Source organism: Pseudomonas sp. NFACC41-3 (assembly GCF_900109505.1).
Taxonomy (GTDB): Bacteria; Pseudomonadota; Gammaproteobacteria; order Pseudomonadales; family Pseudomonadaceae; genus Aquipseudomonas; species Aquipseudomonas chlororaphis.
On sequence record NZ_FOAE01000005.1, the window covers coordinates 39,032 to 62,184 of the forward strand.

Annotated in this window: 22 protein-coding genes; 17 read left to right on the forward strand and 5 right to left on the reverse strand. The window is 63.7% G+C overall.

The window, feature by feature from the left end:
- Window positions 1-17: 17 nt before the first annotated feature.
- The 16 genes from tssB (at window position 18) to BMY68_RS21925 (ending at window position 18,077) form a co-directional block, all read left to right on the forward strand.
- Window positions 18-533, forward strand: coding sequence for a type VI secretion system contractile sheath small subunit (gene tssB / locus BMY68_RS21850; protein ID WP_009044338.1), 516 nt, complete (start codon window positions 18-20; stop codon window positions 531-533).
- A 15-nt stretch (window positions 534-548) separates the two neighbouring features.
- On the forward strand, window positions 549-2,042 hold the full coding sequence (gene tssC / locus BMY68_RS21855) for a type VI secretion system contractile sheath large subunit (protein WP_053261652.1): 1,494 nt from the start codon (window positions 549-551) through the stop codon (window positions 2,040-2,042).
- 97 nt (window positions 2,043-2,139) lie between these two features.
- Entirely contained in the window at window positions 2,140-2,628 is a 489-nt protein-coding gene (locus tag BMY68_RS21860) for an Hcp family type VI secretion system effector (RefSeq protein ID WP_009044340.1), read from the forward strand.
- Window positions 2,629-2,702: 74 nt separating this feature from the next.
- Window positions 2,703-3,134 carry a type VI secretion system amidase effector protein Tae4 gene (locus BMY68_RS21865; RefSeq protein WP_037005248.1) on the forward strand — a complete coding sequence of 144 codons (432 nt, stop codon included), beginning with the start codon at window positions 2,703-2,705 and terminating at the stop codon, window positions 3,132-3,134.
- Window positions 3,131-3,571 carry a hypothetical protein gene (locus tag BMY68_RS21870; RefSeq protein WP_085530539.1) on the forward strand — a complete coding sequence of 147 codons (441 nt, stop codon included), beginning with the start codon at window positions 3,131-3,133 and terminating at the stop codon, window positions 3,569-3,571. Before BMY68_RS21865 ends, BMY68_RS21870 begins: the two co-directional genes overlap by 4 nt.
- Before the next feature lie 163 nt (window positions 3,572-3,734).
- Entirely contained in the window at window positions 3,735-4,250 is a 516-nt protein-coding gene (gene tssE / locus BMY68_RS21875; RefSeq protein ID WP_009044342.1) for a type VI secretion system baseplate subunit TssE, read from the forward strand.
- Complete coding sequence (gene tssF, locus BMY68_RS21880; protein ID WP_062822734.1) at window positions 4,247-6,106, forward strand: type VI secretion system baseplate subunit TssF; 1,860 nt, start codon at window positions 4,247-4,249, stop codon at window positions 6,104-6,106. The genes tssE and tssF overlap by 4 nt, the downstream gene beginning before the upstream one ends.
- The gene (gene tssG, locus BMY68_RS21885) at window positions 6,070-7,122 is read left to right on the forward strand and encodes a type VI secretion system baseplate subunit TssG (RefSeq protein WP_239694118.1); all 1,053 of its coding nucleotides are present in this window, start codon (window positions 6,070-6,072) and stop codon (window positions 7,120-7,122) included. The genes tssF and tssG overlap by 37 nt, the downstream gene beginning before the upstream one ends.
- Complete coding sequence (gene tssH, locus BMY68_RS21890; protein WP_085530537.1) at window positions 7,115-9,838, forward strand: type VI secretion system ATPase TssH; 2,724 nt, start codon at window positions 7,115-7,117, stop codon at window positions 9,836-9,838. Before tssG ends, tssH begins: the two co-directional genes overlap by 8 nt.
- A gap of 30 nt (window positions 9,839-9,868) precedes the next feature.
- Window positions 9,869-12,094, forward strand: a complete 2,226-nt coding sequence (tssI, locus tag BMY68_RS21895; RefSeq protein WP_009044346.1) for a type VI secretion system Vgr family protein — start codon at window positions 9,869-9,871, stop codon at window positions 12,092-12,094.
- A gap of 130 nt (window positions 12,095-12,224) precedes the next feature.
- Complete coding sequence (locus BMY68_RS21900; RefSeq protein WP_085530536.1) at window positions 12,225-12,671, forward strand: DUF6484 domain-containing protein; 447 nt, start codon at window positions 12,225-12,227, stop codon at window positions 12,669-12,671.
- Window positions 12,672-12,686: 15 nt separating this feature from the next.
- Complete coding sequence (locus BMY68_RS21905; RefSeq protein WP_085530535.1) at window positions 12,687-13,799, forward strand: DUF2169 family type VI secretion system accessory protein; 1,113 nt, start codon at window positions 12,687-12,689, stop codon at window positions 13,797-13,799.
- The gene (locus tag BMY68_RS21910) at window positions 13,796-14,836 is read left to right on the forward strand and encodes a 3-oxoacyl-ACP synthase (protein WP_092160546.1); all 1,041 of its coding nucleotides are present in this window, start codon (window positions 13,796-13,798) and stop codon (window positions 14,834-14,836) included. The genes BMY68_RS21905 and BMY68_RS21910 overlap by 4 nt, the downstream gene beginning before the upstream one ends.
- Window positions 14,836-15,873 (forward strand): DUF4150 domain-containing protein, encoded by a 1,038-nt coding sequence (locus BMY68_RS21915; RefSeq protein WP_085530533.1) that lies wholly within the window; start codon window positions 14,836-14,838, stop codon window positions 15,871-15,873. The genes BMY68_RS21910 and BMY68_RS21915 overlap by 1 nt, the downstream gene beginning before the upstream one ends.
- Window positions 15,874-15,903: 30 nt before the next feature.
- Entirely contained in the window at window positions 15,904-16,806 is a 903-nt protein-coding gene (locus BMY68_RS29690) for a beta propeller repeat protein (RefSeq protein WP_139214899.1), read from the forward strand.
- Window positions 16,806-18,077, forward strand: a complete 1,272-nt coding sequence (locus BMY68_RS21925; RefSeq protein WP_085531531.1) for a TIGR02270 family protein — start codon at window positions 16,806-16,808, stop codon at window positions 18,075-18,077. The genes BMY68_RS29690 and BMY68_RS21925 overlap by 1 nt, the downstream gene beginning before the upstream one ends.
- A 50-nt stretch (window positions 18,078-18,127) precedes the next feature.
- Here BMY68_RS21925 and BMY68_RS21930 read toward each other — a convergent pair whose 3' ends face one another.
- Window positions 18,128-19,033: a LysR family transcriptional regulator gene (locus BMY68_RS21930; RefSeq protein WP_085530531.1), complete on the reverse strand. Its 906-nt coding sequence runs from the start codon at window positions 19,031-19,033 to the stop codon at window positions 18,128-18,130.
- Between BMY68_RS21930 and BMY68_RS29695 the strand changes: the two genes are divergently transcribed.
- The gene (locus BMY68_RS29695; RefSeq protein WP_139214900.1) at window positions 18,993-19,415 is read left to right on the forward strand and encodes a hypothetical protein; all 423 of its coding nucleotides are present in this window, start codon (window positions 18,993-18,995) and stop codon (window positions 19,413-19,415) included. The two genes, BMY68_RS21930 and BMY68_RS29695, sit on opposite strands and share 41 nt — an antisense overlap.
- Here BMY68_RS29695 and ycaC read toward each other — a convergent pair.
- From ycaC to BMY68_RS21950, 4 genes are all read right to left on the reverse strand, one after another.
- On the reverse strand, window positions 19,402-20,028 hold the full coding sequence (ycaC, locus tag BMY68_RS21935; protein WP_007924341.1) for an isochorismate family cysteine hydrolase YcaC: 627 nt from the start codon (window positions 20,026-20,028) through the stop codon (window positions 19,402-19,404). The two genes, BMY68_RS29695 and ycaC, sit on opposite strands and share 14 nt — an antisense overlap.
- 68 nt (window positions 20,029-20,096) lie before the next feature.
- Window positions 20,097-21,935, reverse strand: coding sequence for an amidohydrolase (locus BMY68_RS21940; RefSeq protein WP_009049582.1), 1,839 nt, complete (start codon window positions 21,933-21,935; stop codon window positions 20,097-20,099).
- Window positions 21,936-22,053: 118 nt separating this feature from the next.
- Window positions 22,054-22,683 (reverse strand): antibiotic biosynthesis monooxygenase, encoded by a 630-nt coding sequence (locus BMY68_RS21945; RefSeq protein WP_085530530.1) that lies wholly within the window; start codon window positions 22,681-22,683, stop codon window positions 22,054-22,056.
- The gene (locus BMY68_RS21950; RefSeq protein ID WP_085530529.1) at window positions 22,676-23,092 is read right to left on the reverse strand and encodes a DoxX family protein; all 417 of its coding nucleotides are present in this window, start codon (window positions 23,090-23,092) and stop codon (window positions 22,676-22,678) included. The genes BMY68_RS21945 and BMY68_RS21950 overlap by 8 nt, the downstream gene beginning before the upstream one ends.
- Between the last annotated feature and the right edge of the window lie 61 nt (window positions 23,093-23,153).

A 23,153-nucleotide genomic window follows, 5' to 3' on the forward strand; every position in this document is an offset into this window, starting at 1 on the left:
GCAGCGCAGGAGGAAAAATGGCTAACACCAGCAGCCAGAAATTCATCGCCCGTAACCGTGCTCCCCGGGTGCAGATCGAGTACGACGTAGAGCTTTACGGCGCGGAGAAGAAGGTGCAATTGCCCTTCGTCATGGGGGTGATGGCCGACCTTGTCGGCAAGCCTGCCGAGCCGCTGCCGGCGGTGGCCGACCGCAAGTTCCTGGAGATCGATGTCGACAACTTCGACTCGCGGCTCAAGGCCATGAAGCCGCGGGTGGCGTTCAACGTGCCCAATGCCCTGACCGGGGAAGGCAACCTGAGCCTGGACGTCACGTTCGAGAGCATGGACGACTTCAGCCCTGCCGCGGTGGCGCGCAAGGTCGATGCCCTCAACCAACTGCTCGAAGCCCGCACCCAGCTGGCCAACCTGCTGACCTACATGGACGGCAAGACCGGCGCCGAGGACATGATCATGAAGGCGATCAAGGACCCGGCCCTGTTGCAGGCATTGGCCAGTGCGCCGAAACCGACCGAACCCGAGCCGCAAGCCTGACAGAGGACGCAGACCATGGCCGAATTGATGAAAGACCCGCAGGCCCAGGCAGACGCCGCGACCGCACCGAGCGACTTCGCCGCCTTGCTCCTGCAAGAGTTCAAACCCAAGACCGAGCACGCCCGCGAGGCGGTGGAAAGCGCCGTGCGCACCCTGGCCGAACAGGCCTTGAGCAAGACCGAGCTGATCTCCAACGACGCGATCAAATCCATCGAATCGATCATCGCCGCGATCGACGCCAAGCTCACCGCGCAGGTCAACCTGATCATGCATCACGCCGACTTCCAGCAACTGGAAAGCGCCTGGCGCGGCTTGAGCTACCTGGTCAACAACACGGAAACCGACGAGCAGCTGAAGATCCGCGTGATGAGCATCGCCAAGGGCGACCTGCACAAGACCTTGAAGAAGTTCAAGGGCACCGCCTGGGACCAGAGCCCGATCTTCAAGAAAATGTACGAAGAGGAATACGGCCAGTTCGGCGGCGAGCCGTTCGGCTGCCTGGTGGGCGATTACTACTTCGACCAGTCGTCGCCGGACGTCGAGCTGCTCGGCGAGCTGGCCAAGGTCTGCGCGGCGATGCATGCGCCCTTCATTAGTGCGGCCTCGCCGACGGTGATGGGCATGGGCTCCTGGCAGGAGCTGTCCAACCCACGCGACCTGACCAAGATCTTCACCACGCCGGAATACGCTGCCTGGCGTTCGCTGCGCGACTCCGAGGACTCGCGCTACATCGGCCTGACCATGCCGCGTTTCCTCGCCCGCCTGCCCTACGGCGCCAAGACCGACCCGGTGGACGCCTTCGCCTTCGAAGAGGAAACCAACGGCGCCGACAGTTCCAAGTACACCTGGGCCAACTCGGCCTATGCCATGGCGGCGAACATCAACCGCTCGTTCAAGCTCTATGGCTGGTGCTCGCGGATTCGCGGCGTGGAGTCCGGCGGCGAGGTGCCGAACCTGCCGACGCATACCTTCCCGACCGACGACGGTGGGGTCGACATGAAGTGCCCGACCGAAATCGCCATCGCCGATCGGCGCGAGGCGGAGCTGGCGAAGAACGGTTTCATGCCGCTGCTGCACAAGAAGAACACCGACCTCGCCGCCTTCATCGGCGCGCAATCGCTGCAGAAGCCGGCCGAGTATGACGACCCCGACGCCACCGCCAACGCCAACCTGGCGGCACGCCTGCCCTACCTGTTCGCCACCTGCCGCTTCGCCCATTACCTGAAGTGCATCGTTCGCGACAAGATCGGCTCGTTCAAGGAAAAGGACGACATGCAGCGCTGGCTGCAGAACTGGATTCTCAATTACGTGGACGGCGACCCGGCCCACTCCACCGAAACCACCAAGGCGCAGCACCCCTTGGCCGCGGCGGAGGTGGTGGTCGAGGAGATCGAGGGCAACCCCGGTTACTACAGCTCCAAGTTCTACCTGCGCCCGCACTACCAGCTCGAAGGGCTCACGGTATCGCTGCGGCTGGTATCCAAACTTCCATCCGCCAAGGCGGTTTGATTCATCTCAGGAGGCATTCGCCGTGGTGGCGGGTGCCCTGCGACGCAGCGTGGCGAATCACTGGCACACAGTGGTGCAAACCACTTAAGGAGGCATGATGGCTGTTGATATGTTTATCAAGATCGGCGACGTCAAGGGCGAGTCCCAGGACAAGAACCACAAGGAGGAGATCGACGTGCTCTCCTGGAGCTGGGCCATGGCCCAGTCCGGCAACATGCATGTGGGCGGTGGCGGCGGTGCCGGCAAGGTCAATATCCACGACCTGACGTTGACCAAGTGGGTGGATAAATCCTCCCCCAACCTGATGATGGCCTGCTCCAGCGGCAAGCATTACGACGAGGCCAAGCTGACGGTGCGCAAGGCCGGCGGCGACGATCCGGTCGAGTACCTGACCATCACCCTCAAGGAGGTCCTGGTGTCCTCGATCGGCACCGGCGGCAGCGGCGGCGCGGACCGCCTGACCGAAAACATCGCGCTGAATTTCGGCCAGGTGCTGGTCGACTACCAACCGCAGAAGCAGGACGGTTCCAAGGACGGCGGCCCGGTCAAGTACGGCTGGAATATCCGCCAAAACGTCAAGGTGTGACGCCAGCCACCCTGCAGCCCTGCCGCAGGGTGCTCGGCTTGTACCAGGGGCCACGGCGCAACAGGAGGTTCGTGATGGCCAGACCCGCGTTCATCAATCTGTGGAACAACTATCCGGCTGAAAGCCAGCCTTGCGATGGCGGTTGGGAAAATCAATGCGCGATCCGCCTGAGCATTACGCTCAATGCCGAGCGAAGCATCCTCGTGGATGGCCACACCTATTCGGAACCGCGCTGCAGCCACGGCCACGCCCGCGGTGCCGAGTCGCTGGCGAACTGGCTGTGGCGACAGCACCTGGGCCGGCCCAGCATCTTTACCGACGCGGCCAAGGCCAAGCTGCAGCTCAATGAGAAGAACGGGATCATTTTTTTCAAGGATTGCTTTACCCGCAGCGGCGAGAGTCGCGCGGCCGGCGACCATATCGACCTGTGGAGCCGCGGTTTCACCAAGACCTACGACGACCCGGCCAACCACTCCGCCCAGGTGTGGTTCTGGGAGCTCTCATGAGTCAGCGCCTGCTTCGCCTTATCGTCGCGGGCCTGGCGGGTTTGATGTTGCCCGCCTGCGCGCAGAACCCGGCCGATAGCGCCACCCAGGCGCGCTTCCTGGCCCGGGACCTGCTGCTGGAAGAGCGCAATGGCAACTGTCGTGTGCTGGTCCCGCAGCAACCCGGCATCGACCTGAGCCTGAAATGGCCTTGCCAGTTCCACCGTGACCCCAGCGGCACCCTGCGCACCAAGCAGGTGGGGACACGCCAGGTGATATTGGTGGAAAGCAGCGAGCAACTGCCCTCGCCCAGTCGGGATTGCCGCACCGAGATCCAGGCGATACGCAGTACCGGGCAGGGTTTGGAAGCCTCGTCGGCGGTGAGCCGGGTGACGGCCTGCCCGCCCTTCCAGTGGGATGAGAAAATGTTTATCGGCTTGTTCGAACCCGACGTTTGAGCGCACGCCAGGGCTCGGCTCGAAGCCTGCGAACTAAACCTGCGAATAAGGAGATGGCGATGGACGCCGAACAGCCGATGTGTGCAGGTCAGTTGGGCGGCGCCCTCCGGGCCCTGCGGGATCAACTGCACAGCCTCAGCTTCACCGACAGGGATAACCGAAGATGGCCGAGCTGACCTTGCAAGAACGCCTGCAACCCTCGTTGCTCGATCGCCTGACCGACGACGATCCGCACAACCCGAAAGAAGCCGCCGAGCGCCGCGTCATGTCGCTGACCCAGCTGAAAGCTTGCGTGCTGCGCGATCTGGCCTGGCTGTTCAACACCTGCGTGCTGTTCGATCCGGAGCAGGCCGCGCAGATGCCAGCGGGCAACTCGGTGCTGAATTTCGGCCTGCCGCCCCTGGCCGGACATACCGCCTCGAGTGTCGATGTTCAGGCCATCGAAGCCTTGTTCAGCGACACCATCGCCACCTTTGAGCCGCGCATCCTCAAAGGCTCGTTGAAGGTCCGCGCGCGACTCGACGGCAATGACATGAGCCACAACGCCCTGAGCTTCGAGATCGAGGGCGATCTGTGGGCCGAGCCGGTGCCCCTGCGCTTGCTGCTCAGCACCGCCCTCGACCTGGAAACCGGGCACGTCAAAGTGACGCCGGCCGAGCCCGCCAGGAGACGCCAATGAACCCGCGCATGCTCGAGTATTACAACCAGGAGCTGCAGCATATCCGCGAGAGCGCCGCCGAGTTCGCCCAGGAGTTCCCCAAGATCGCCAGCCGCCTGACCCTGTCCGGCATCGAATGCGCCGACCCCTATGTCGAGCGTCTGCTGGAGGGCTTCGCCTACCTGAGCGCGCGGGTCCACCTGAAGCTGGACGCCGAATACCCGACCTTCACCCACAATCTGCTGGAAATCGCCTACCCCCATTACCTGGCGCCAACGCCTTCGGTGGTGGTGGTCCAGCTGGTCGCCGACCCCAACGAGGGCTCGCTGACCAGCGGCTTCACGGTCGAACGCCACGCCGCCCTGCGCGGCCAGCTGGGCCATGGCGAGCAGACCGCCTGCGAATACCGTAGCGCCCATGCCGTGACGCTGTGGCCGTTGCAGGTCAGCCATGCCGAATACTTCGGCAACCCGGCCGCGACCCTCGGCCGACTGGCCGCCAGCGAACCCAAGGCCAAGGCCGGGTTGCGCCTGCGCCTGCGCTGCGGCGCCGGGTTGCCGTTCAACGCCCTGGCGCTGGACAGCCTGCCGCTCTACCTCAACGGCGCCGACGAGCAACCTTTCCGTCTGTACGAGCAGTTGCTCGGCAACGCCTGCGCGGTGTTTATCAAGAGCGTCGATGGCGACTGGGCCGAGCGCTTGCCTCTGGAGAGCCTCAAGGCGCGCGGCTTCGACGATCAAGACGCAGTGCTGCCGGTGGTGCCCCGGGCCTTCCAGGGGTATCGCCTGCTGCAGGAATATTTCGCCCTGCCCAATCGTTTTTTGTTCGTCGACTTCACCGGGCTGAGCGCCGGTGTGCAGCGCTGCGCCAGCCAGGAACTGGAGGTGGTGGTGCTGTTCGATCGCCTCGACAGCACCCTGGAAGGCACGGTATCCGCAGCCCAATTCGTGCCCTTCTGCACCCCGGCGGTGAACCTGTTTGCACGCCGCACCGATCGCATTCACCTGAGCGAGCGGGTGCATGAGCACCAGGTGATCGCCGACCGCACCCGGCCGCTGGATTTCGAGATCCATTCCCTGACCCAGGTCACCGGCCATGGCAGCGGCCCCGAGCAGCCGTTCCAGCCGTTCTATGCGATCCGCGATCCGCTGCGTTATGGCCGCGAGCAGGCCTACTACATCGTCCGCCGCGAGCCGCGTCGCTTGTCCAGCCAGCAACGGCGACGCGGGCCACGCTCGACCTATATCGGCAGCGAAACCTTCGTCTCGCTGGTGGATGTCAACCAGGCGCCCTATCGCCACGACTTGCGCCAGCTCGGTCTCAGCGCCCTGTGCACCAACCGCGACCTGCCGCTGCTGATGCCGGTGGGTACCGGCAAAAGCGATTTCACCCTGGAAGACAGCGCCCCGGTGCTGGCCGTGCGCTGCCTGGCCGGGCCAAGCCGGCCGCGGCCGAGCCGCGCGCACGATGCCAGCGCCTGGCGGCTGATCAGCCAGCTGTCGCTGAACTACCTGTCGCTGAGCGAACAGGGCCAGGGGGCCGCGGCGCTGCGCGAATTGCTGCGCCTGTACGGCGACCCCGGCGATGCGGCGCTGCAGTTGCAAATCGAGGGCCTGCGCCAGGTGCGCAGCACGCCCTGCACCCGCCGGTTGCCGATGCCGGGGCCGATCGTTTTTGGCCGTGGCCTGGAGATCAGCCTGGAGTTCGACGAAAACGCCTTCCGCGGCACCGGCGTGTACCTGCTGGGCGCGGTGTTCGAGCGCTTCCTGGCCCGTTACGTGTCGATCAACAGCTTCACCGAAACCGTGCTGCGCACCACCGAGCGCGGCGAAATCATGCGATGGCAGGCGCACCCCGGATGTCGACCGAACCTCTGAAACCGCTGCACAGCATCGAGCGGATGGCCGACGAGCCCTGGGCCTACGACTTCTTCCAGGCGCTACGGCGCATCGAGTGCGAGGCCAGCGACCGGCCGCGCATCGGCCATTCCCTGCGCTTGCACGACGACCCGCTGCGCCTGGGGCAAAAACCCGACTGCGGCTTCGCCCCCTCGACCCTGGCCAGCATCAAGGCCGGCCCCGAGGGCGCCGCGCCGCGCATCGAGCAGTTGTTCTTCGGCCTCACCGGGCCCAACGGCCCGCTGCCGCTGCACCTGACCGAATACGCCCGCGATCGCCAGCGCAACAACGACGACGCCAGCTTCACGCGCTTTCTCGACGTGTTCAATCACCGCCTGTTATGCCTGTTCTACCGCGCCTGGGCCGAGGCACGGCCGACCGTCAGCCATGACCGCCCCGCCCACGACTACTGGTCGATGCGCCTGGCCGCGCTGTCCGGGCGGGGCATGACCAGCCTGCTCGGCCAGGGCCCGATCGCCGACTCGGCGCGTTACCACTTCACCGGCCACCTGGCGGCGCAAACCCGCTACCCGGACGGCTTGCGCGCGATCCTGGAAGACTACTTCGGCGTGCCGGTGAGCATCGAGGAATACGTCGGCCAGTGGCTGGAGCTGCCGCAACGCAGCCAGCTGGGCGTGGCGCTCTGCTCGCTCGGCAGCGACCTGAGCCTGGGCACCCACGTCTGGGATCGCCAGCATAAATTCCGCATCCGCCTGGGGCCTTTGAGCCTGGAGCAATACCGCCGCCTGCTGCCCGGCCAGGAAAGCTTCGGCGAACTGGCCGCCTGGGTCGCCGAGTACCAGGGCGAGGAGCTGGATTGGGAAGTCAATCTGCTGCTGCGGCACCAGGAAGTGCCGCGCATCGATCTCGACGGACAGACCCGCCTGGGCTTCGACACCTGGCTCGGCAGCCCGTCGACGGATGCCGGCGACCTGCTGCTGGCCCGCGAATACGCCAGCCATACCACCCCCTCAAGGAGCAGCGATCATGAGTGAGATCAGCCGCGCCGCGCTGTTCGGCAAGTTGAACAGCCCGGCCTACAAGGCCATCGAAGCCGCCACCGTGTTCTGCAAACTGCGCGGCAACCCCTATGTGGAGCTGGTGCATTGGCTGCATCAGTTCCTGCAATTGCAGGACGGCGATTTGCACCGCCTGGTCCGCCAGTTCAGCCTCGACCCGGCGCGCCTGTCCAGGGATATCACCGACGCTCTGGACCGCCTGCCACGCGGCTCGACCTCGATCACCGACTTGTCCTTGCAGGTCGAGGAAGCCGCGGAACGCGGCTGGGTCTATGGCAGTTTGCTGTTCGGCGAGAGCCAGGTGCGCGGCGCCTACCTGGTCGTCGGCATGCTCAAGACACCGAGCCTGCGCCACGCCCTCTCGGCCATCTCCCGCGAGTTCGACAAGATCAAGGTGGAGCACCTGATCGAGCGCTTCGACGAGTACCTTGGCGACTCGCCGGAAAACGGCCTGGCCGCCAGCGACGGTTTCAACGCCACCGCCGCGCCGGGCGAAGCGAGCGGCGCCCTGGCGCCCAGCGCGCTGGGCAAGCAGGAGGCGCTCAAGCGCTTTACCGTAGACCTCACCGAACAGGCCCGCAGCGGCAAGCTCGACCCCATAGTCGGGCGCGACGAGGAGATTCGCCAACTGGTCGACATCCTCATGCGCCGCCGGCAGAACAACCCGATCCTCACCGGCGAAGCCGGGGTCGGCAAGACCGCGGTGGTCGAGGGCTTCGCCCTGCGTATCGTCGCCGGCGACGTGCCGCCGAGCCTCAAGGACGTCGAACTGCGCACCCTGGACGTCGGCCTGCTGCAAGCCGGCGCGAGCATGAAGGGCGAGTTCGAGCAGCGCCTGCGCCAGGTCATCGAGGATGTGCAGGCCTCGCCCAAGCCGATCATCCTGTTTATCGACGAGGCCCATACCCTGGTCGGTGCCGGCGGCGCGGCCGGTACCGGCGATGCCGCCAACCTGCTCAAGCCGGCCCTGGCCCGTGGCACCCTGCGCACCGTGGCGGCAACCACCTGGGCCGAATACAAAAAGCACATCGAGAAGGACCCGGCCCTGACCCGGCGCTTCCAGGTGGTGCAGGTCGACGAGCCGTCCGAGGCCAAGGCGATCCTGATGATGCGCGGCGTCGCCTCGACCATGGAGCAGCACCACAAGGTGCAGATCCTCGACGAGGCGCTGGAGGCCTCGGTCAAGCTGTCGCACCGTTATATTCCGGCCCGGCAGCTGCCGGACAAATCGGTGAGCCTGCTCGACACCGCCTGCGCGCGGGTCGCCATCAGCCTGCATGCGGTACCGGCGCAAGTGGACGACAGCCGCCGACGCATCGAGGCGCTGAGCACCGAGCAGGCGATCATCGGCCGCGAGCAGGCCATTGGCATTGCCATCGGTACTCGCCAGCAGGAGGTCGAGGCGGCCCTCGCCGAGGAACGCCAACGCCTGGCGTCCCTGGAAGGTCGCTGGAGCGAAGAGAAAGCCCTGGTCGATGAACTGCTGGCGACCCGCGCCACCCTGCGCGCCGCCGCCGAACCGCTGGACGACACCAGCGGCGAGGCCGACGCTGCATCGCCGCGCCTGGGTGAAGCCGAACGCACGGCATTGCGCGACAAGCTCGGCGACCTGCAGAGCCGCCTCGCCACCTTGCAGGGCGAAAGCCCGTTGATCCTGCCCACCGTGGATTACCAGGCGGTCGCCGCGGTGGTCGCCGACTGGACCGGCATCCCGGTCGGACGCATGGCGCGCAACGAAATCGACACCGTGCTCAGGCTCGACGAGCACATGAAAAAACGCATCATCGGCCAGGACCATGCCCTGGCGATGATCGCCAAGCGCATCCAGACCTCGCGCGCCGGGCTGGACAACCCCAGCAAACCGATTGGCGTATTCCTCCTCGCCGGCACCTCGGGCGTGGGCAAGACCGAAACCGCCCTGGCCCTGGCCGAGGCCCTGTACGGTGGCGAGCAGAACATCATCACCATCAACATGAGCGAGTTCCAGGAGGCGCACACCGTCTCCACCCTCAAGGGCGCCCCGCCCGGCTATGTCGGTTACGGCGAAGGCGGCGTGCTGACCGAGGCGGTGCGGCGCAAACCCTACAGCGTGGTGTTGCTGGACGAGGTGGAAAAGGCCCACCCGGACGTGCACGAAATCTTCTTCCAGGTGTTCGACAAGGGGGTGATGGAGGACGGCGAAGGCCGCCTGATCGATTTCAAGAACTGCCTGATCCTGCTCACCACCAATGCCGGCACCGAGATGATCGCCAGCCTGTGCCGCGACCCGCAACGGCTGCCCGATCCCGATGCCATTGCCAAGGCGCTGCGCGAGCCATTGCTCCAGGTGTTCCCGCCGGCCCTGCTCGGGCGCCTGGTGACCGTCCCCTACTATCCGCTGAGCGACGAGATGCTCAAAGCCATCACCCGCCTGCAACTGGAGCGGATCAAGCAGCGCGTGGAAAGCGGGCACAAGGTGCCCTTCGCCTACGACGACAGCGTGGTCGACCTGATCGTCTCGCGCTGCACCGAGATCGAGAGCGGCGGACGGATGATCGACGCCATCCTGACCAATACCCTGTTGCCGGATATGAGCCGGGAGTTTCTCACCCGCATGCTCGAGGGCAAGCCGCTGGCGGGCGTGCGCATCAGCCAACGGGACAATGCGCTGCATTACGCATTCGACCCGCATGTTGGCGAGACAACCGACTGACGCCCGAACGCGAGCCGGAGGAAGCCGTTTATGGCAATCACGCAAAGCACCCGCCTGGTGCAGGTCGACAGCCCCCTCGGCGGCGAGGTTCTGCTGCTGCAGGGCATGGAAGGCAGCGAGGAGCTGGGGCGATTGTTCCATTACGAACTGGACCTCACCTCCGAAGACCGGGCGATCAAGTTCGACCAGTTACTGGGCAAGCCGATGGGCCTGACCCTGGAGCTGCACGGCGGCGGCAAACGCTATTTCCACGGTATTGCCTGCGGCTGCCGGCAACTGACCGGCCACGGCCAGTTCGCCGGTTATCGGGTCAGCCTGCGGCCCTGGTTCTGGCTGCTCACGCGCACCTCGGACTGCCGGATTTTCCAGAACAAGACAGTGCCGGACATCATCAAGCAGGTGTTCCGCGACCTCGGCTTCTCCGATTTCGAAGACAACCTGAGCGGCAGTTACCGCGAGTGGGAATACTGCGTGCAATACCGCGAAACCAGCTTCGACTTCATCAGCCGGCTGATGGAGCAGGAAGGCATCTACTACTACTTCCGCCATGAGAAAGCGCGTCACGTGTTGGTGCTGGCCGACGCCTACGGCGCCCACTCGACGGTGGCCGACTACGCCTCGGTGCCCTTCTACCCGCCCGATCAGCAGATGCGCGAGCGCGACCACTTCTACGACTGGCAACTGGCGCGGGAAGTCCAGCCGGGCTCGCTGGCGTTGAACGACTACGACTTCCAGCGCCCCGGTGCCAGCCTCGAAGTGCGCTCCAGCGTGTCGCGCAGCCACAGCAACGGCGACCATCCGCTCTACGACTACCCGGGCGAATACGTCCAGAGCAAGGATGGCGAGCATTACGCACGCACCCGCATCCAGGCCATTCACAGCCAGTTCGAGCGCGTGCAGTTGCGCGGTCGTGCGCGTGGCCTGGGCTGCGGGCATCTGTTCAAGCTGACCGGCTACGAGCGCGCCGACCAGAATCGCGAATACCTGGTGGTGGTCGCCCGCTACCAGATCCGCCAGGAGCTTTATGAAAGCGGGCAACTGGACCTGGCCGAGCAGTTCACCAGCGAACTGGACTGCATGGATGCCAGCCAGGCCTTCCGCCCCCTGCCCCTGACCCCCCTGCCGATTGTCCGCGGGCCGCAGACCGCCAGGGTGGTAGGCCCCGCTGGCGAGGAGATCTGGACCGACCAGTATGGCCGGGTCAAGGTGCATTTCTATTGGGATCGCCACGACCAATCCAACGAGAACAGCTCCTGCTGGATGCGCGTGTCGCAGGCCTGGGCCGGCAAGAACTGGGGGTCGGTGCAGATCCCGCGGATCGGCCAGGAAGTGATAGTCGGTTTTCTCGAAGGCGACCCGGATCGCCCGATCATCACCGGCCGGGTCTATAACGCCGAACAGACCGTGCCCTACGAACTGCCGGCCAATGCCACCCAGAGCGGGGTGAAAAGCCGCTCGAGCAAGGAGGGCTCGCCCGCCAACTTCAATGAAATCCGCATGGAGGACAAAAAGGGTGCGGAGCAGTTGTTCATCCACGCCGAGAAGAACCAGGACATCGAGGTCGAGAACGACGAGACCCACTGGGTCGGCCACGACCGCAGCAAGACCATCGACAACGACGAGACCGTGCACGTCAAACACGACCGCACCGAAACCGTCGATAACAACGAAACCATCACCATCGGCGTGGACCGCAAGGAAAAGGTCGGCAATAACGAGACCATCTCCATCGGTGTGAACCGTACCGAGGATGTCGGCAGCGACGAGAAAATCACCATCGGCGCCAACCGCACCGAGAAGGTGGGCAACAACGAGACCATCACCATAGGCGCGGACCGCACGGAAAAGGTCGGTGCCAACGAAACCATCAGCATCGTCAGCAACCGCACCGAGGACGTGGGCGGCAACGAGACCATCGACATCACCGGCAACCGCAACGAAACGGTCAAGGGCAACGAAGGTATCGAGATCAACGGCAACCAGAGCACCCAGATCGGCCAGAACGAATCCCGCGACGTATCCCAGAACCGCACCACCAACATCCAGCAGAACGACAGCCTGGACGTCGGCAAGAACTTCTCCCTCACCGCCGGCGACTCCATCACCCTGACCACGGGCGCGGCCAGCATCACCATGAAGAAGGACGGCACCATCATGATTCGCGGCAAGGACATCACCATCGACGGCTCCGGCGCCATCAACATCAAGGCCAACCGGAACGTGGTGGTCAAGGGCCAGAAGATCCTGCAGAACTAGGGTCTGTACGAAAAGTCGGCGAGCGAAGGTTAGGCAAGCCTGTTTTTAACGCAGCATGGCCCGCGTAGCGCCGAAGGCGCCCAGCGCGCAGCCACTTTTCGTACAGAGCCAGCACAGTGGAGGTATGTATATGACGGTTCAACACCCGCTACCCATGCAAGCCCGCATCGATGCAGTGGTCATCGGCACCCTGCTCGAGCTACCGCACGCCAGTGCGCCCAGGGTCGTTTACCCGGGTTGCCCGGAGGGCAGCGGCGTCGTTGCCCGCTGCACCGCGCGGCTGGAGCTTGCGGATATCGGCGGCCAGGTCGCGCTGATGTTCGAAGGCGGCGACCCGGCCTGCCCATTGGTGATCGGCCGGTTGCTCGGCACGGATGCCTCGCCCGAGCCCGTCGCCAGCGTGCGGCTGGACGAGCAGTGCCTGGAACTGAGCGCCGAACGCGAGATCGTGCTGCGTTGTGGCAAGGCCAGCATCACCCTGACCCGCGCGGGCAAAGTGATCATCCAGGGCGCCTACCTGTCCAGCCGCTCCAGCGGGGTCAACCGCATCAAGGGCGGTTCGGTGCAGATCAACTAGACAGGTATCCGGCCTATGGAACTGCTCAACGCCAGCCAACTGCTTGCCGCCTATACCCAGGGCCTGGCGCCCGATGGCCGCGAATCCCTGGTGGTGGTGGCCAAGGGCACGTTCAACCTGCCCCTGGACGGCCGCGCGGCCACCCTCGCCGACACCCAGCAACCGCTGCTGATGGCCGACACCTTCCTCGGCGAGCCCGGTCTCAGCGCGCCACTGCAGGAAATGGACTTCGCCCCGGTCAAGCCATGCTGCGATGTCCTGGTCCGCGGCAAGGCCTACGCCCCAGGTGGGCGCCCCGTGACGCAACTGACCGCGGGCATTCGCGTCGGGCAGATGAGCAAGGCTTTTTCCGTCCTCGGTCCACGGCAATGGCAATCGGGGCTGTTGGGCGTTGCTCCCGGCTTGCCCCAGCCGTTTACCGAGCAGGACATCTCCTACGCCCGGGCGTTTGGCGGCAGCCATCCGATCGCCAACGACCCCCAATTGCGCCACTGCTACCTGGACAATCCGACCGGTTGTGGCTGGTACCCGCGCAGCGCCGACAGTGCCGACATCGTCGGCATGCCGATGCCGAGCACCGAGGAGCTGGGCAAACCGATCGACAGTCCCTCTGGCAACTTTCGCCCCATGGCCCTCGGCCCCCTCGGCCGTGGCTGGCCACAACGCGCCCGCTTCGCCGGCACCTACGACGAGGCCTGGCTGGCCGACTGCTTTCCGTTTCTGCCGGCGGATTTCGACCAGCGCTACTTTCAGGCGGCCCCCGACGATCAGCAGACCCACTACCTGCGCGGCGGCGAGGATGTGCTGTTGCTCAACCTCACGCCCCAGGAGCGCGCGGGCTTTCGCATTCCCCAGATGGAGGTGCCGGTGACCTTCTTTCTGAAAAAAGGCGGTCACGAGACTGTGCAAGCGGTGATCGACACCCTGCTGATCGACACCGACACGTGCCAGGTGCAGTTGACCTGGCGTGTCTCCCGTCCGCTACAACGCAACCTGTTCGAGATCGCTCAGGTGCTGGTCGGCACTATGTCCACGGGCTGGTGGCGCGCCCGCGAACTGGGCAAGGATTACTATCCGTCGCTGTCGGCCCTGGTGAAAGCCAAACGCACACCCGAGGAGACGCCCTGATGACCGCACTGTGCATCATCGGCTCCGGCATGGTCAGCGCCGTTGGCCTTAGCGCCCCCGCGAGCTGCGCGGCGATCCGTTGCGCCATCGACAACTTCCAGGAGACCCGCTTTATCGACCGCGGCGGCGAATGGCTGATCGCTGCCAGCGTGCCCCTGGAACAGCCCTGGCGCGGGCGCAGCAAGCTGATCAAGATGGCCGCGCGGGCCATCGCCGAGGCGCTGCAGGGCACGCCGGGCGTCGACCCGGAGAAAACCCCGCTGCTGCTCGGGGTGGCGGAGGCCGACCGCCCCGGCCGGCTCGACGGCCTGGACCTGGGCCTGCTGCACGACATCGAGCATGAGCTGGGCGTGCGTTTTCATGGCAGCTCCAATGTCATTGCCCGTGGCCGGGTCAGCGGCGCGGTCGCCCTGCTCAATGCGCGCAAACTGATTTACCAGCAAGGCCATCGCCACGTGCTGATCGCCGGCGTCGACTCCTTCCTCAGCGGGCCGACCCTGGCCGCTTTCGAAGAGCGCGAACGCCTGCTCACCAGCCAGAACTCCAACGGTTTTATCCCCGGCGAAGGCGCCGCCGCCGTGGTGGTCAACGCCCCGACCGCCAGCGCAACACCGCAACTGGCCTGCATCGGCCTGGGGTTCGGTGTGGAGAAGGCCACGGTGGGGGCCGAAGACATTCCGCTGCGCGCCGACGGCCTGACCCAGGCCGTGCGCGCGGCCCTGAGCGAAGCCGGCTGCGGGCTGGAGCAGATGGACTACCGCCTGACCGATATCTCCGGCGAGCAGTACTACTTCAAGGAAGCCTCCCTGGCCCTGAGCCGCACCCTGCGGGTGCGCAAGGAATTCTTCCACCTCTGGCACCCCGCCGACTGCATCGGCGAGACCGGCGCCGCCATCGGCCCGGCGATGCTCGCCGTGGCCCTGGCCGCCAGCCGCAAGGGCTACGGCGAAGGCCCGAACATCTTCTGCCACCTCGGCAACGACGCCGGCCAACGCGCCGCCGCGTTGCTCAGTTATCAGACTGTGAGGGCTGCGTGATGGCGAATGAGGTGTATGCCAACAATATGGAAGTTTCCTGCAAGGCGGCGGCTGGGAAATCCATCGCCTGTTTCCCCGATGTCTGCTTCACCCCGCCTCAGGCGCCGCCGACTCCGACGGGAGTACCCATTCCCTATCCCAATACGGGCATGGCCAAGGACACCACCAGGGGCACACGAACGGTCAAGATCACCCGCAAAGAGGTGATGCTCAAGGACAAGAGTTACTTCAAGACCAGCTATGGCGACGAGGCCGGTTGCGCGCCGAAAAAGGGCATCATCACCAGCAAGATCAAAGGCAAGGTGTACTTCACTTCCTGGTCCATGGATGTGAAGTTCGAGGGGGAGAATGTGGTCAGGAATATGGATATGACTACTCATAACCACGGCTCAAATTCTAATACAGCGCCCTGGCTCTATCAGGACGCCACGGCGTTCGGAGACCCTCCCAACTGTAAGAAAGATACAGAGAAGATGCAGACTGCCTGCAAAGACTCAAAATCAAAGCAAGTTGGCGAAAGAAAGCACCACGTTGATTGCTCAGACGACTGTAAAACTGCCATGCGGTGCATACTTGTGCCCAAGGGCAAAGACAAAGAAATGTGCTGCAGTCCGGAGAACACAGGCGATCATTTGATTGAGGATCACTGGGTGCGCCCTGGGGGTGTTTTGATGCCTAATTTTTCTCATATTTCAAGCAAGCCTGGAGGCGCTTATAACGGCGCTCCAACAATGTGCGCCAACCGTTCACGCTATGAAGGTAAACATGGAGTTGCACATGGCACACGCGGTGTTATAGAGGAAACGCTGATAGGCAAAGAATTAACTTATGCCAAGGCAAAAGAAATCGCGCTCCAATCTCACAAAGACGCCAATCCTGATAGTGAGTGCTCGCCTAGCTGTATAGAGTCACAATTGGATCACTTTTACGGGAAAGATCCCAAAAAAAAATGCCACTCACCAACGCGAAGACAACCGTTGAAAGCAGAACAAAGGTCCGATGCCTTAAAACGTATAAGCGAAGACGATGACATGTAATAAGCAACCAATCTAGACAGGGTAATCGCCATGTACCAACAACGCGCCAGAAGTTTCACAGGAGTCACCGCATTTAGAAAGAATTACGTTGTCATAATGGCAGTTGACGATGAGTTAGCAGACCAAAATACGGACCACTCGATAGTTTTTCGCTATGCCGATGAGAAGTGGGGAAAAAAGACGCTGGATACGGCTATAAGGGGAGCAATAGTTCTTGAGGATGGGAAAAAAATACTAGCCATGGGTGTTGATGGAAAAATATTAACCCTTAATCTGCCAGGGCTATCTGAGGAGCAAGTGGATCCCTCTGATGATGGTCCGAGTGATTTGTTAACGCTTAGAGCAATGAGAGTTATCAATGGTGAAATTTACTTAGCAGGCATGGGCAGGCATGTATACAAAAAATCTAACGAAAAAATATGGCTTCGAATTGATAATGGCGTATTTCTAGGAAGAGATCGGCGCGAATATGCCATAGGCTTCAATTGCATCGATGGGTTTTCTGAAGAGGACATATATTGTGCAGGATATTTAGGGGAAATCTGGCGCTATAATGGGAAGCACTGGATGCAAGAGCATAGCCCGACTAATGTGGTGCTTAACGCAATTGAATGTGCGGGTGATGGCTATGTATACATCTGTGGAATGGCGGGAACAATCATTCGCGGGCGTGACAATGCATGGGAGGTAATAGAACAAGACCTTACGAAAAGTGATTTTTGGGGCATGACTTACTTTTGTGGTTCCATTTACATCTCCAGTTACGATGGGATATTCAAAATTGTAGGCGATGATATTGAGAAATTAGACCTCGATATAAACGTAAGCACAGCATATCTTGACTCTGCTGATGGCCGCATTTGGTCAGTCGGCTTGCAGGATATTGCATACAGTGATGACGCTATAACTTGGATACAGGTTGCCAACCCGTGATAGATGTTCGCCTTACAATAAAGGGGATTCTTAATCAATACGTGGATGAAGCATCTTTCCTCGCCGGCCTGCGCGACTACGCCGTGCGAGCGCCCCACTATGACCTCAAGCACTTGACCACCCTGGACAACCGCATCGAAGCCCATCTGGATGGTCTGCGCATAGCGGGTTTGCCCGGACTGGAGGCCTTGTCGCAGCAACTGAGCCCCAACGCACGAGGCGAGGTATTTGCCGCCACGGTGCTGTCCTTCGAGACAAACAATGCGACAGCCATGGGCATCCTGGTCGAGCATGTACGCCTGCATACGGGCAGCGAGCGCTTTATGGCCGCGGCCTTGGGTTGGCTCGACTGGGAGCGGGTATCGCCCTGGATCGAGCGCATGCTCGCCTCCCCCGAGCCCTTGTTCCGCCGCCTCGGCCTGGCCGCCTGTGGCATGCACCGTCACGATCCCGGCCCCGCCCTGCTGGCCGGGCTGTCCCATGCCGACCCCGGCGTGCTGGCGCGGGCCGCCCGTACTGCCGGCGAGTTGCGCCGTCGTGACCTGATGCCGGCTATTCGTGCCCACCGCCAGCATCAGGAGGCAGCCCCACGCTTCTGGGCCAACTGGGCCACCGCGCAGATGGGCGACGAGGAAGCTTTGGAGCCACTGCGCCAGTTCGCCGAGCAAGCGGGCGAATTCCAGTACCGCGCGCTCTGCGTATGGCTGGCCTGGCAAAAGCGCGAGTACAGCATCGCCTGGATCCGCCAGTTGATGCAGAACCCCGGGCAGCGGCGCATCGGCATCCAGGCCGTCGGGCTGTTGGGCGATCCGGTCAGTGTGCCCTGGCTGATCCAGCAGATGAGCGACCTGCCGCATGCCCGCGTCGCTGGCGAGGCCTTCAGCCTGATGACTGGCGCGGACCTGGCGCTGCTCGACCTGGAATTGCAGGACCTGCCGGATTTCGATGCCGGCCCGAACGACGACCCTAAGGACTCCAATGTCGCCATGGACCCCGATGAGAACCTGCCGTGGCCCGACCCGCGGTTGATCGCCGCCTGGTGGCAAGCCCATGCAGGCGGTTTCCAGGCGGGCGTGGGTTATGTGCTGGGGCTGCGACAGAGCGAAAGCAGTTATCGGCAAGCGCTTGTCCGCGGCCAGCAACGCCAGCGAATCGCCGCGGCCTGCGGCATCGCGCGTTTGCGGCCGACCGAGGTGCTGTTCCCCACCAGCGCACCCGCCTGGCGGCAAAAGGCATTGTTGGGAGAGCCGGTGGCGTTCGGGCGGGGATGAACAGGCAGCCGCACCGGACTGCCCCCGCTAACGCACTGCATTCCTAGCGCTTATCGTGTTCCCGACGCCACGCCGCGATTCAACTGTTCGCGCAAGAACTCGATAAACACCTGCACCGGCCGCGAACCCTGGCGGTGCTGCGGGTAGACCGCCGACAAGGCCAGGGGCTCGGGCTCAAAGCCGTCCAACACCGATACCAGCCGCCCGTCCTTCAGTGCCGCTTCGACGATGAAGGTCGGCAGGTAGGTAATGCCCATGCCGGCGATGGCCGCGTCCTTGAGCAATTCGCCGTTGTTGACCCGCATCCTGCCGGTGACGTTGAGCAGCAAGGGCTTGTGGCCCTGCCCTTCGAAACGCCACTGCACCTGGCGACCGTGGCCGTAAGGCAGGCAGTCGTGGCCCGGCAACTCCTCGGGCCTGAGCGGGGTGCCGCGCTCGGCCAGGTACGCCGGGCTGGCGCAATACACCCGCTGGATCGAAGCGATGCGCCGGGCGATCAGCGTCGAGTCTTCCAGCACGCCGATGCGCAAGGCCAGGTCGTAGCCCTCGCCGAGCAAGTCCACCGGCCGGTCGCTGAGATCGACCTCGACCGCGACATCGCGATAGCGCCGCAGGAACAGCGGCAACAGCTCCCCCAGATGGGCCATGGCGAACGACAGCGGCGCGCTCAGGCGAATGGTGCCCCGGGGTTCGACGGTCTGGCCGGCGATGCCCTGCTCCACCTGTTCGACTTCGCTGAGCAGGCGCAGGGCCGACTCGTAGTAGCTCTGGCCCAGGGGCGTCACGTCCAGGCGTCGGGTCGAGCGATTGAGCAGGCGCACGCCCAGGCGCTCTTCCAGCTGCATCAGGCGCCGGCTGACGAACTGCTTGGACAGGCCCAGCTGATCCGCCGCCGCGGTGAAGCTGCCGGCGTCCATGACCTGGCAAAAAATACGCATGTCTTCGAACGGGTTCATTGTCACTCTCTGGTTGACAGCTGAACGCTTTATAGCGGCTTTTTCGCGTTCCGGCACCTCATTCCACCTGGAAAACCACATCGCCTGGTTTTACGACGGCTGTGCCGCCGATCGCAGCCTGCGGCAGCGGCTACAGGGACCGCGATGCCTGTGTAGCCGCTGCCGAGCTTGCGAGGCTGTGAACGGCAACGCAGTTGCCGCAAAACCTGAGTCCGCGATCTACCTGGAAAACCACATCACCTGGTTTTACGACGGCTGCGCCGCCGATCGCAGCCTGCGGCAGCGGCTACAGGGATCGCGCTGTCCGCGAGGCAAAAAAATGCCCGCACAATGGCGGGCATTTTTTCAGCTCAGCGATGACGCGAAGCTTATTTGGCAGTGAACGCCGAGTAGCTGTTCATCAGGTTGCGGTAGTTCGGGATACGCTGCGACAGCAGGTTGGCCAGGCCTTCCATGTCGTTGCGCCAGTCGCGCTGCAACTCGCACGCCACGGAGAACCAGTTGACCAGTTGCGCGCCGGCGGCGGCCATGCGGGCCCAGGCAGCCTGTTGCACCACCTCGTTGAAGGTGCCGGAGGCGTCGGTCACGACGAACACGTCAAAACCTTCTTCCAGTGCGCACAGGGTCGGGAACGCCACGCAGACGTCGGTCACCACGCCGGCGATGATCAGTTGCTTGCGGCCGGTGGCCTTGATCGCCTTGACGAAGTCTTCGTTGTCCCAGGCATTGATCTGGCCTGGGCGAGCGATGTAGGGCGCATCCGGGAACATCTGTTTCAGCTCGGGCACCAGCGGGCCGTTCGGGCCGGATTCGAAGCTGGTGGTGAGAATGGTCGGCAGCTTGAAGAACTTGGCGCAGTCGGCCAGGGCCAGCACGTTGTTCTTGAACTCGTTGGGCGAGAAATCCTGGACCAGCGAGATCAGGCCGGTCTGGTGGTCGACCAACAAGACAACGGCGTCATTAATGTCCAGACGTTTGTAGGGTACGTTGCTCATGTGAAACTCCTAGGTGGATGGATGTCGCTATGGGCGCCGGCCACTGTGGCCGGCACTGTTGTGGATCGTCAGAAGGCAAAGCACGAGCAGCCGAAGGCGCCCCAGAAACCCTGGAAGTCACTGACCGGCACATTCGACAGGCGCGCCCGCTCGTGGCTGTGGGAGTGCACCGCGCACGGGCCGCTGCACTGGTGCACCTGAGCCACCAGCGGCGAAGTCGGACGCCAGTGCCCCGGCACCTTGACCACCGGCGACCAGTCCGGCAGCACCGGCACCATCGGTGGCGAAAGCTTGGAGAAGTCGCCGGCGGCGTACACCACCTTGCCGTCGACCACGGTCAGCACCGACTCGATCCACTTGATGGCTTCTTCTTCGACGCTGAAGAAGTCCGCGGACAGGGCCGCCAGGTCCGCCAGCTGGCCGACCTTGATCTGGCCCTTCTTGCCCTGCTCCGAGGAGAACCAGGCGCTGCCATGGGTGAACAGTTCCAGCGCGGTCTGCCGCGGCAGGCCTTCGGCATGCAGCTCCATGCCGCCCACGGTCTTGCCGCTGACCATCCAGTACAGGGACGTCCAGGGGTTGTAGCTGGAGACCCGGGTAGCGTCGGTGCCGGCGCCCACCGGCACGCCTTCGGCCAGCATGCGCTTGATCGGCGGGGTCTGTTCGGCGGCCTTGGCGCCGTAGCGATCGACGAAGTATTCGCCCTGGAACGCCATGCGGTCCTGGATCGCGATGCCGCCACCAAGGGCCCTCACCCGCTCGATGTTTTTCGGCGTAATGGTTTCGGCGTGGTCGAAGAACCACGGCAGGCCATTGAATGGAATGTCGCGGTTGACCTTCTCGAACACGTCGAGCATGCGCGAGATCGATTCGTCGTAGGTGGCGTGCAGGCGGAACGGCCAGCGCTGTTCCACCAGATGCCGTACCACCGGCTCCAGCTCCTGCTCCATGGTCTGCGGCAGGTCCGGACGCGGTTCGAGGAAGTCCTCGAAGTCGGCGGCGGAGAACACCAGCATTTCCCCGGCGCCGTTGTGGCGCAGGAAGTCGTCGCCCTGGTGCAGCTTGACGCTGCCGGTCCAGTTCTTGAAGTCGGTGAGTTCTTCCTTGGGCTTCTGGGTGAACAGGTTGTAGGCAATGCGCACCGTCAACTGCTGCTCCCGGGCCAGTTGCTCGATCACCGCGTAGTCGTCCGGGTAGTTCTGGAAACCGCCGCCGGCATCGATGGCGCTGGTCAGGCCCAGGCGATTGAGTTCGCGCATGAACTGACGGGTCGAGTTGACCTGGTATTCCAGCGGCAGCTTCGGCCCCTTGGCCAGGGTCGAATAAAGGATCATCGCGTTCGGCCGCGCCACCAGCATGCCGGTGGGCTCGCCGTTGCTGTCGCGGACGATCTCGCCGCCCGGCGGGTTCGGCGTGTTGCGGGTGTAGCCGGCAACACGCAGGGCCGCGCGGTTGAGCAAGGCGCGGTCGTACAGGTGCAGGACGAACACCGGGGTGTCCGGCGCCGCCTGGTTGAGTTCTTCCAGGGTCGGCATGCGTTTTTCGGCGAACTGGAATTCGTTCCAGCCGCCCACCACCCGCACCCACTGCGGGGTTGGCGTGCGGTCGGCCTGGTCCTTGAGCATGCGCAGGGCGTCGGCCAGCGACGGCACGCCTTCCCAGCGCAGCTCCAGGTTGTAGTTCAGGCCGCCGCGGATCAGGTGCAGGTGCGAGTCGTTGAGGCCGGGGATCACCGTGCGGCCCTTGAGGTCGATGACCTGGGTGGCGCTGCCGCGCAGGGCCATGGCCTCGGCATCGGTGCCCACGGCGACGAAGCGCCCCTGGCTGATGGCAACCGCGCTGGCGCGGGGCTTCTCGCGGTCGACGGTATGGAATTGACCATTGAACAGAATCAGATCGGCGTTCATCGGATGTCCTTCTGAATGGGAAGAGGCAAGGGACAGGCGCGGCCAGAAAGCCGCCGCGGCGCTGAGCAAGGACCCGGCTGCGAGCAAGCGGCGGCGCAGCGGATCGGTCGGGTCATCGTTATTGGCCATGGCCGGGCTCCAGGTGTCGATCGGTGGCAGAGGCTTGCAACCAGGGGGCGAACAGCCGGGTCGCCAGGGGCATGAACAGATAGACCACCGACAGCACGATGGTCAGGGTGATCAGAAAAGTGGCGACCACGTAATTGCCAAGCCAGGCATTCAGTTGCAGCACAGGCCCCCAGATCAGCGGCACCAGCAGGGTGTGCGGCAGAATTACCAGCATAGTCAACAGCGCCTGTTTCCACCGTGGCGGTGGCGAAGCGGTGTCGGTCTGGATGGAAAACCAGAATTCATGGACCGGGTGGACTTCGGTCAGGTCGCCGTCGGCCAGCATCGGCGCGGCTTCGTCCACCAGTGCCCGACGTTGCGGCGAGTCGAGCCAGCGCTGCATCGCCTCGGTGGAGCAAAAGCGCAGCACGCAGGTGAACAGGTCGAGGCCGCCGCTCTTGCCGCGAATCACGTCCACGCCCAGATGCCCCGCGTACTGTCCGGCAACCCCGACAATGCGCCGCAACCAGGCTTCATAGGGCGCTTCCAGGCCAGCCTTGACCCGGTGCTTGACGATCAGCGTCACGACCTCATCGGAGTCCGGCCGCGCAGTGGCTTCGAGGCGATTGGAATCAGACATAACGCAAGGCTCCGGCGAAACGATCATTGAGGGCCAGCCGTCCCGGGCCGGCGATAAGAATGCTGCTGAACAGGATCAACAGCAGCCAGGCGAACTGGCCTTCGGCCAGGCTCCATTGCGGGTGCACCACCAGCAGTGCCACCAGCAGCACCGCGAGGATCGGCAGGCACGCCAGGCGCACCACCACCCCGGCGACAATCAGCAACGGGCACAGCACCTCGGCGAAAATCGCCAACATCAGCGTCAGGTTGGCGCCCAGCCGGAACGGGTCTTCGATGCGTTGCAGTTCCGCGCTGTAGTCGAGCAGTTTCGGCAGGCCGTGCACCCACAGCAGAAACAACCCGGCGCTGACCCGCAAAAACAACAGCCCGAGATCCCGGGCTCGTTCATCCCATGGTGAAGCGTTCATTGGCGCACTCGCACAATTTGAAAGATCCCCGGCATCGCCGCCGAGATTGCATGGTGCCGCT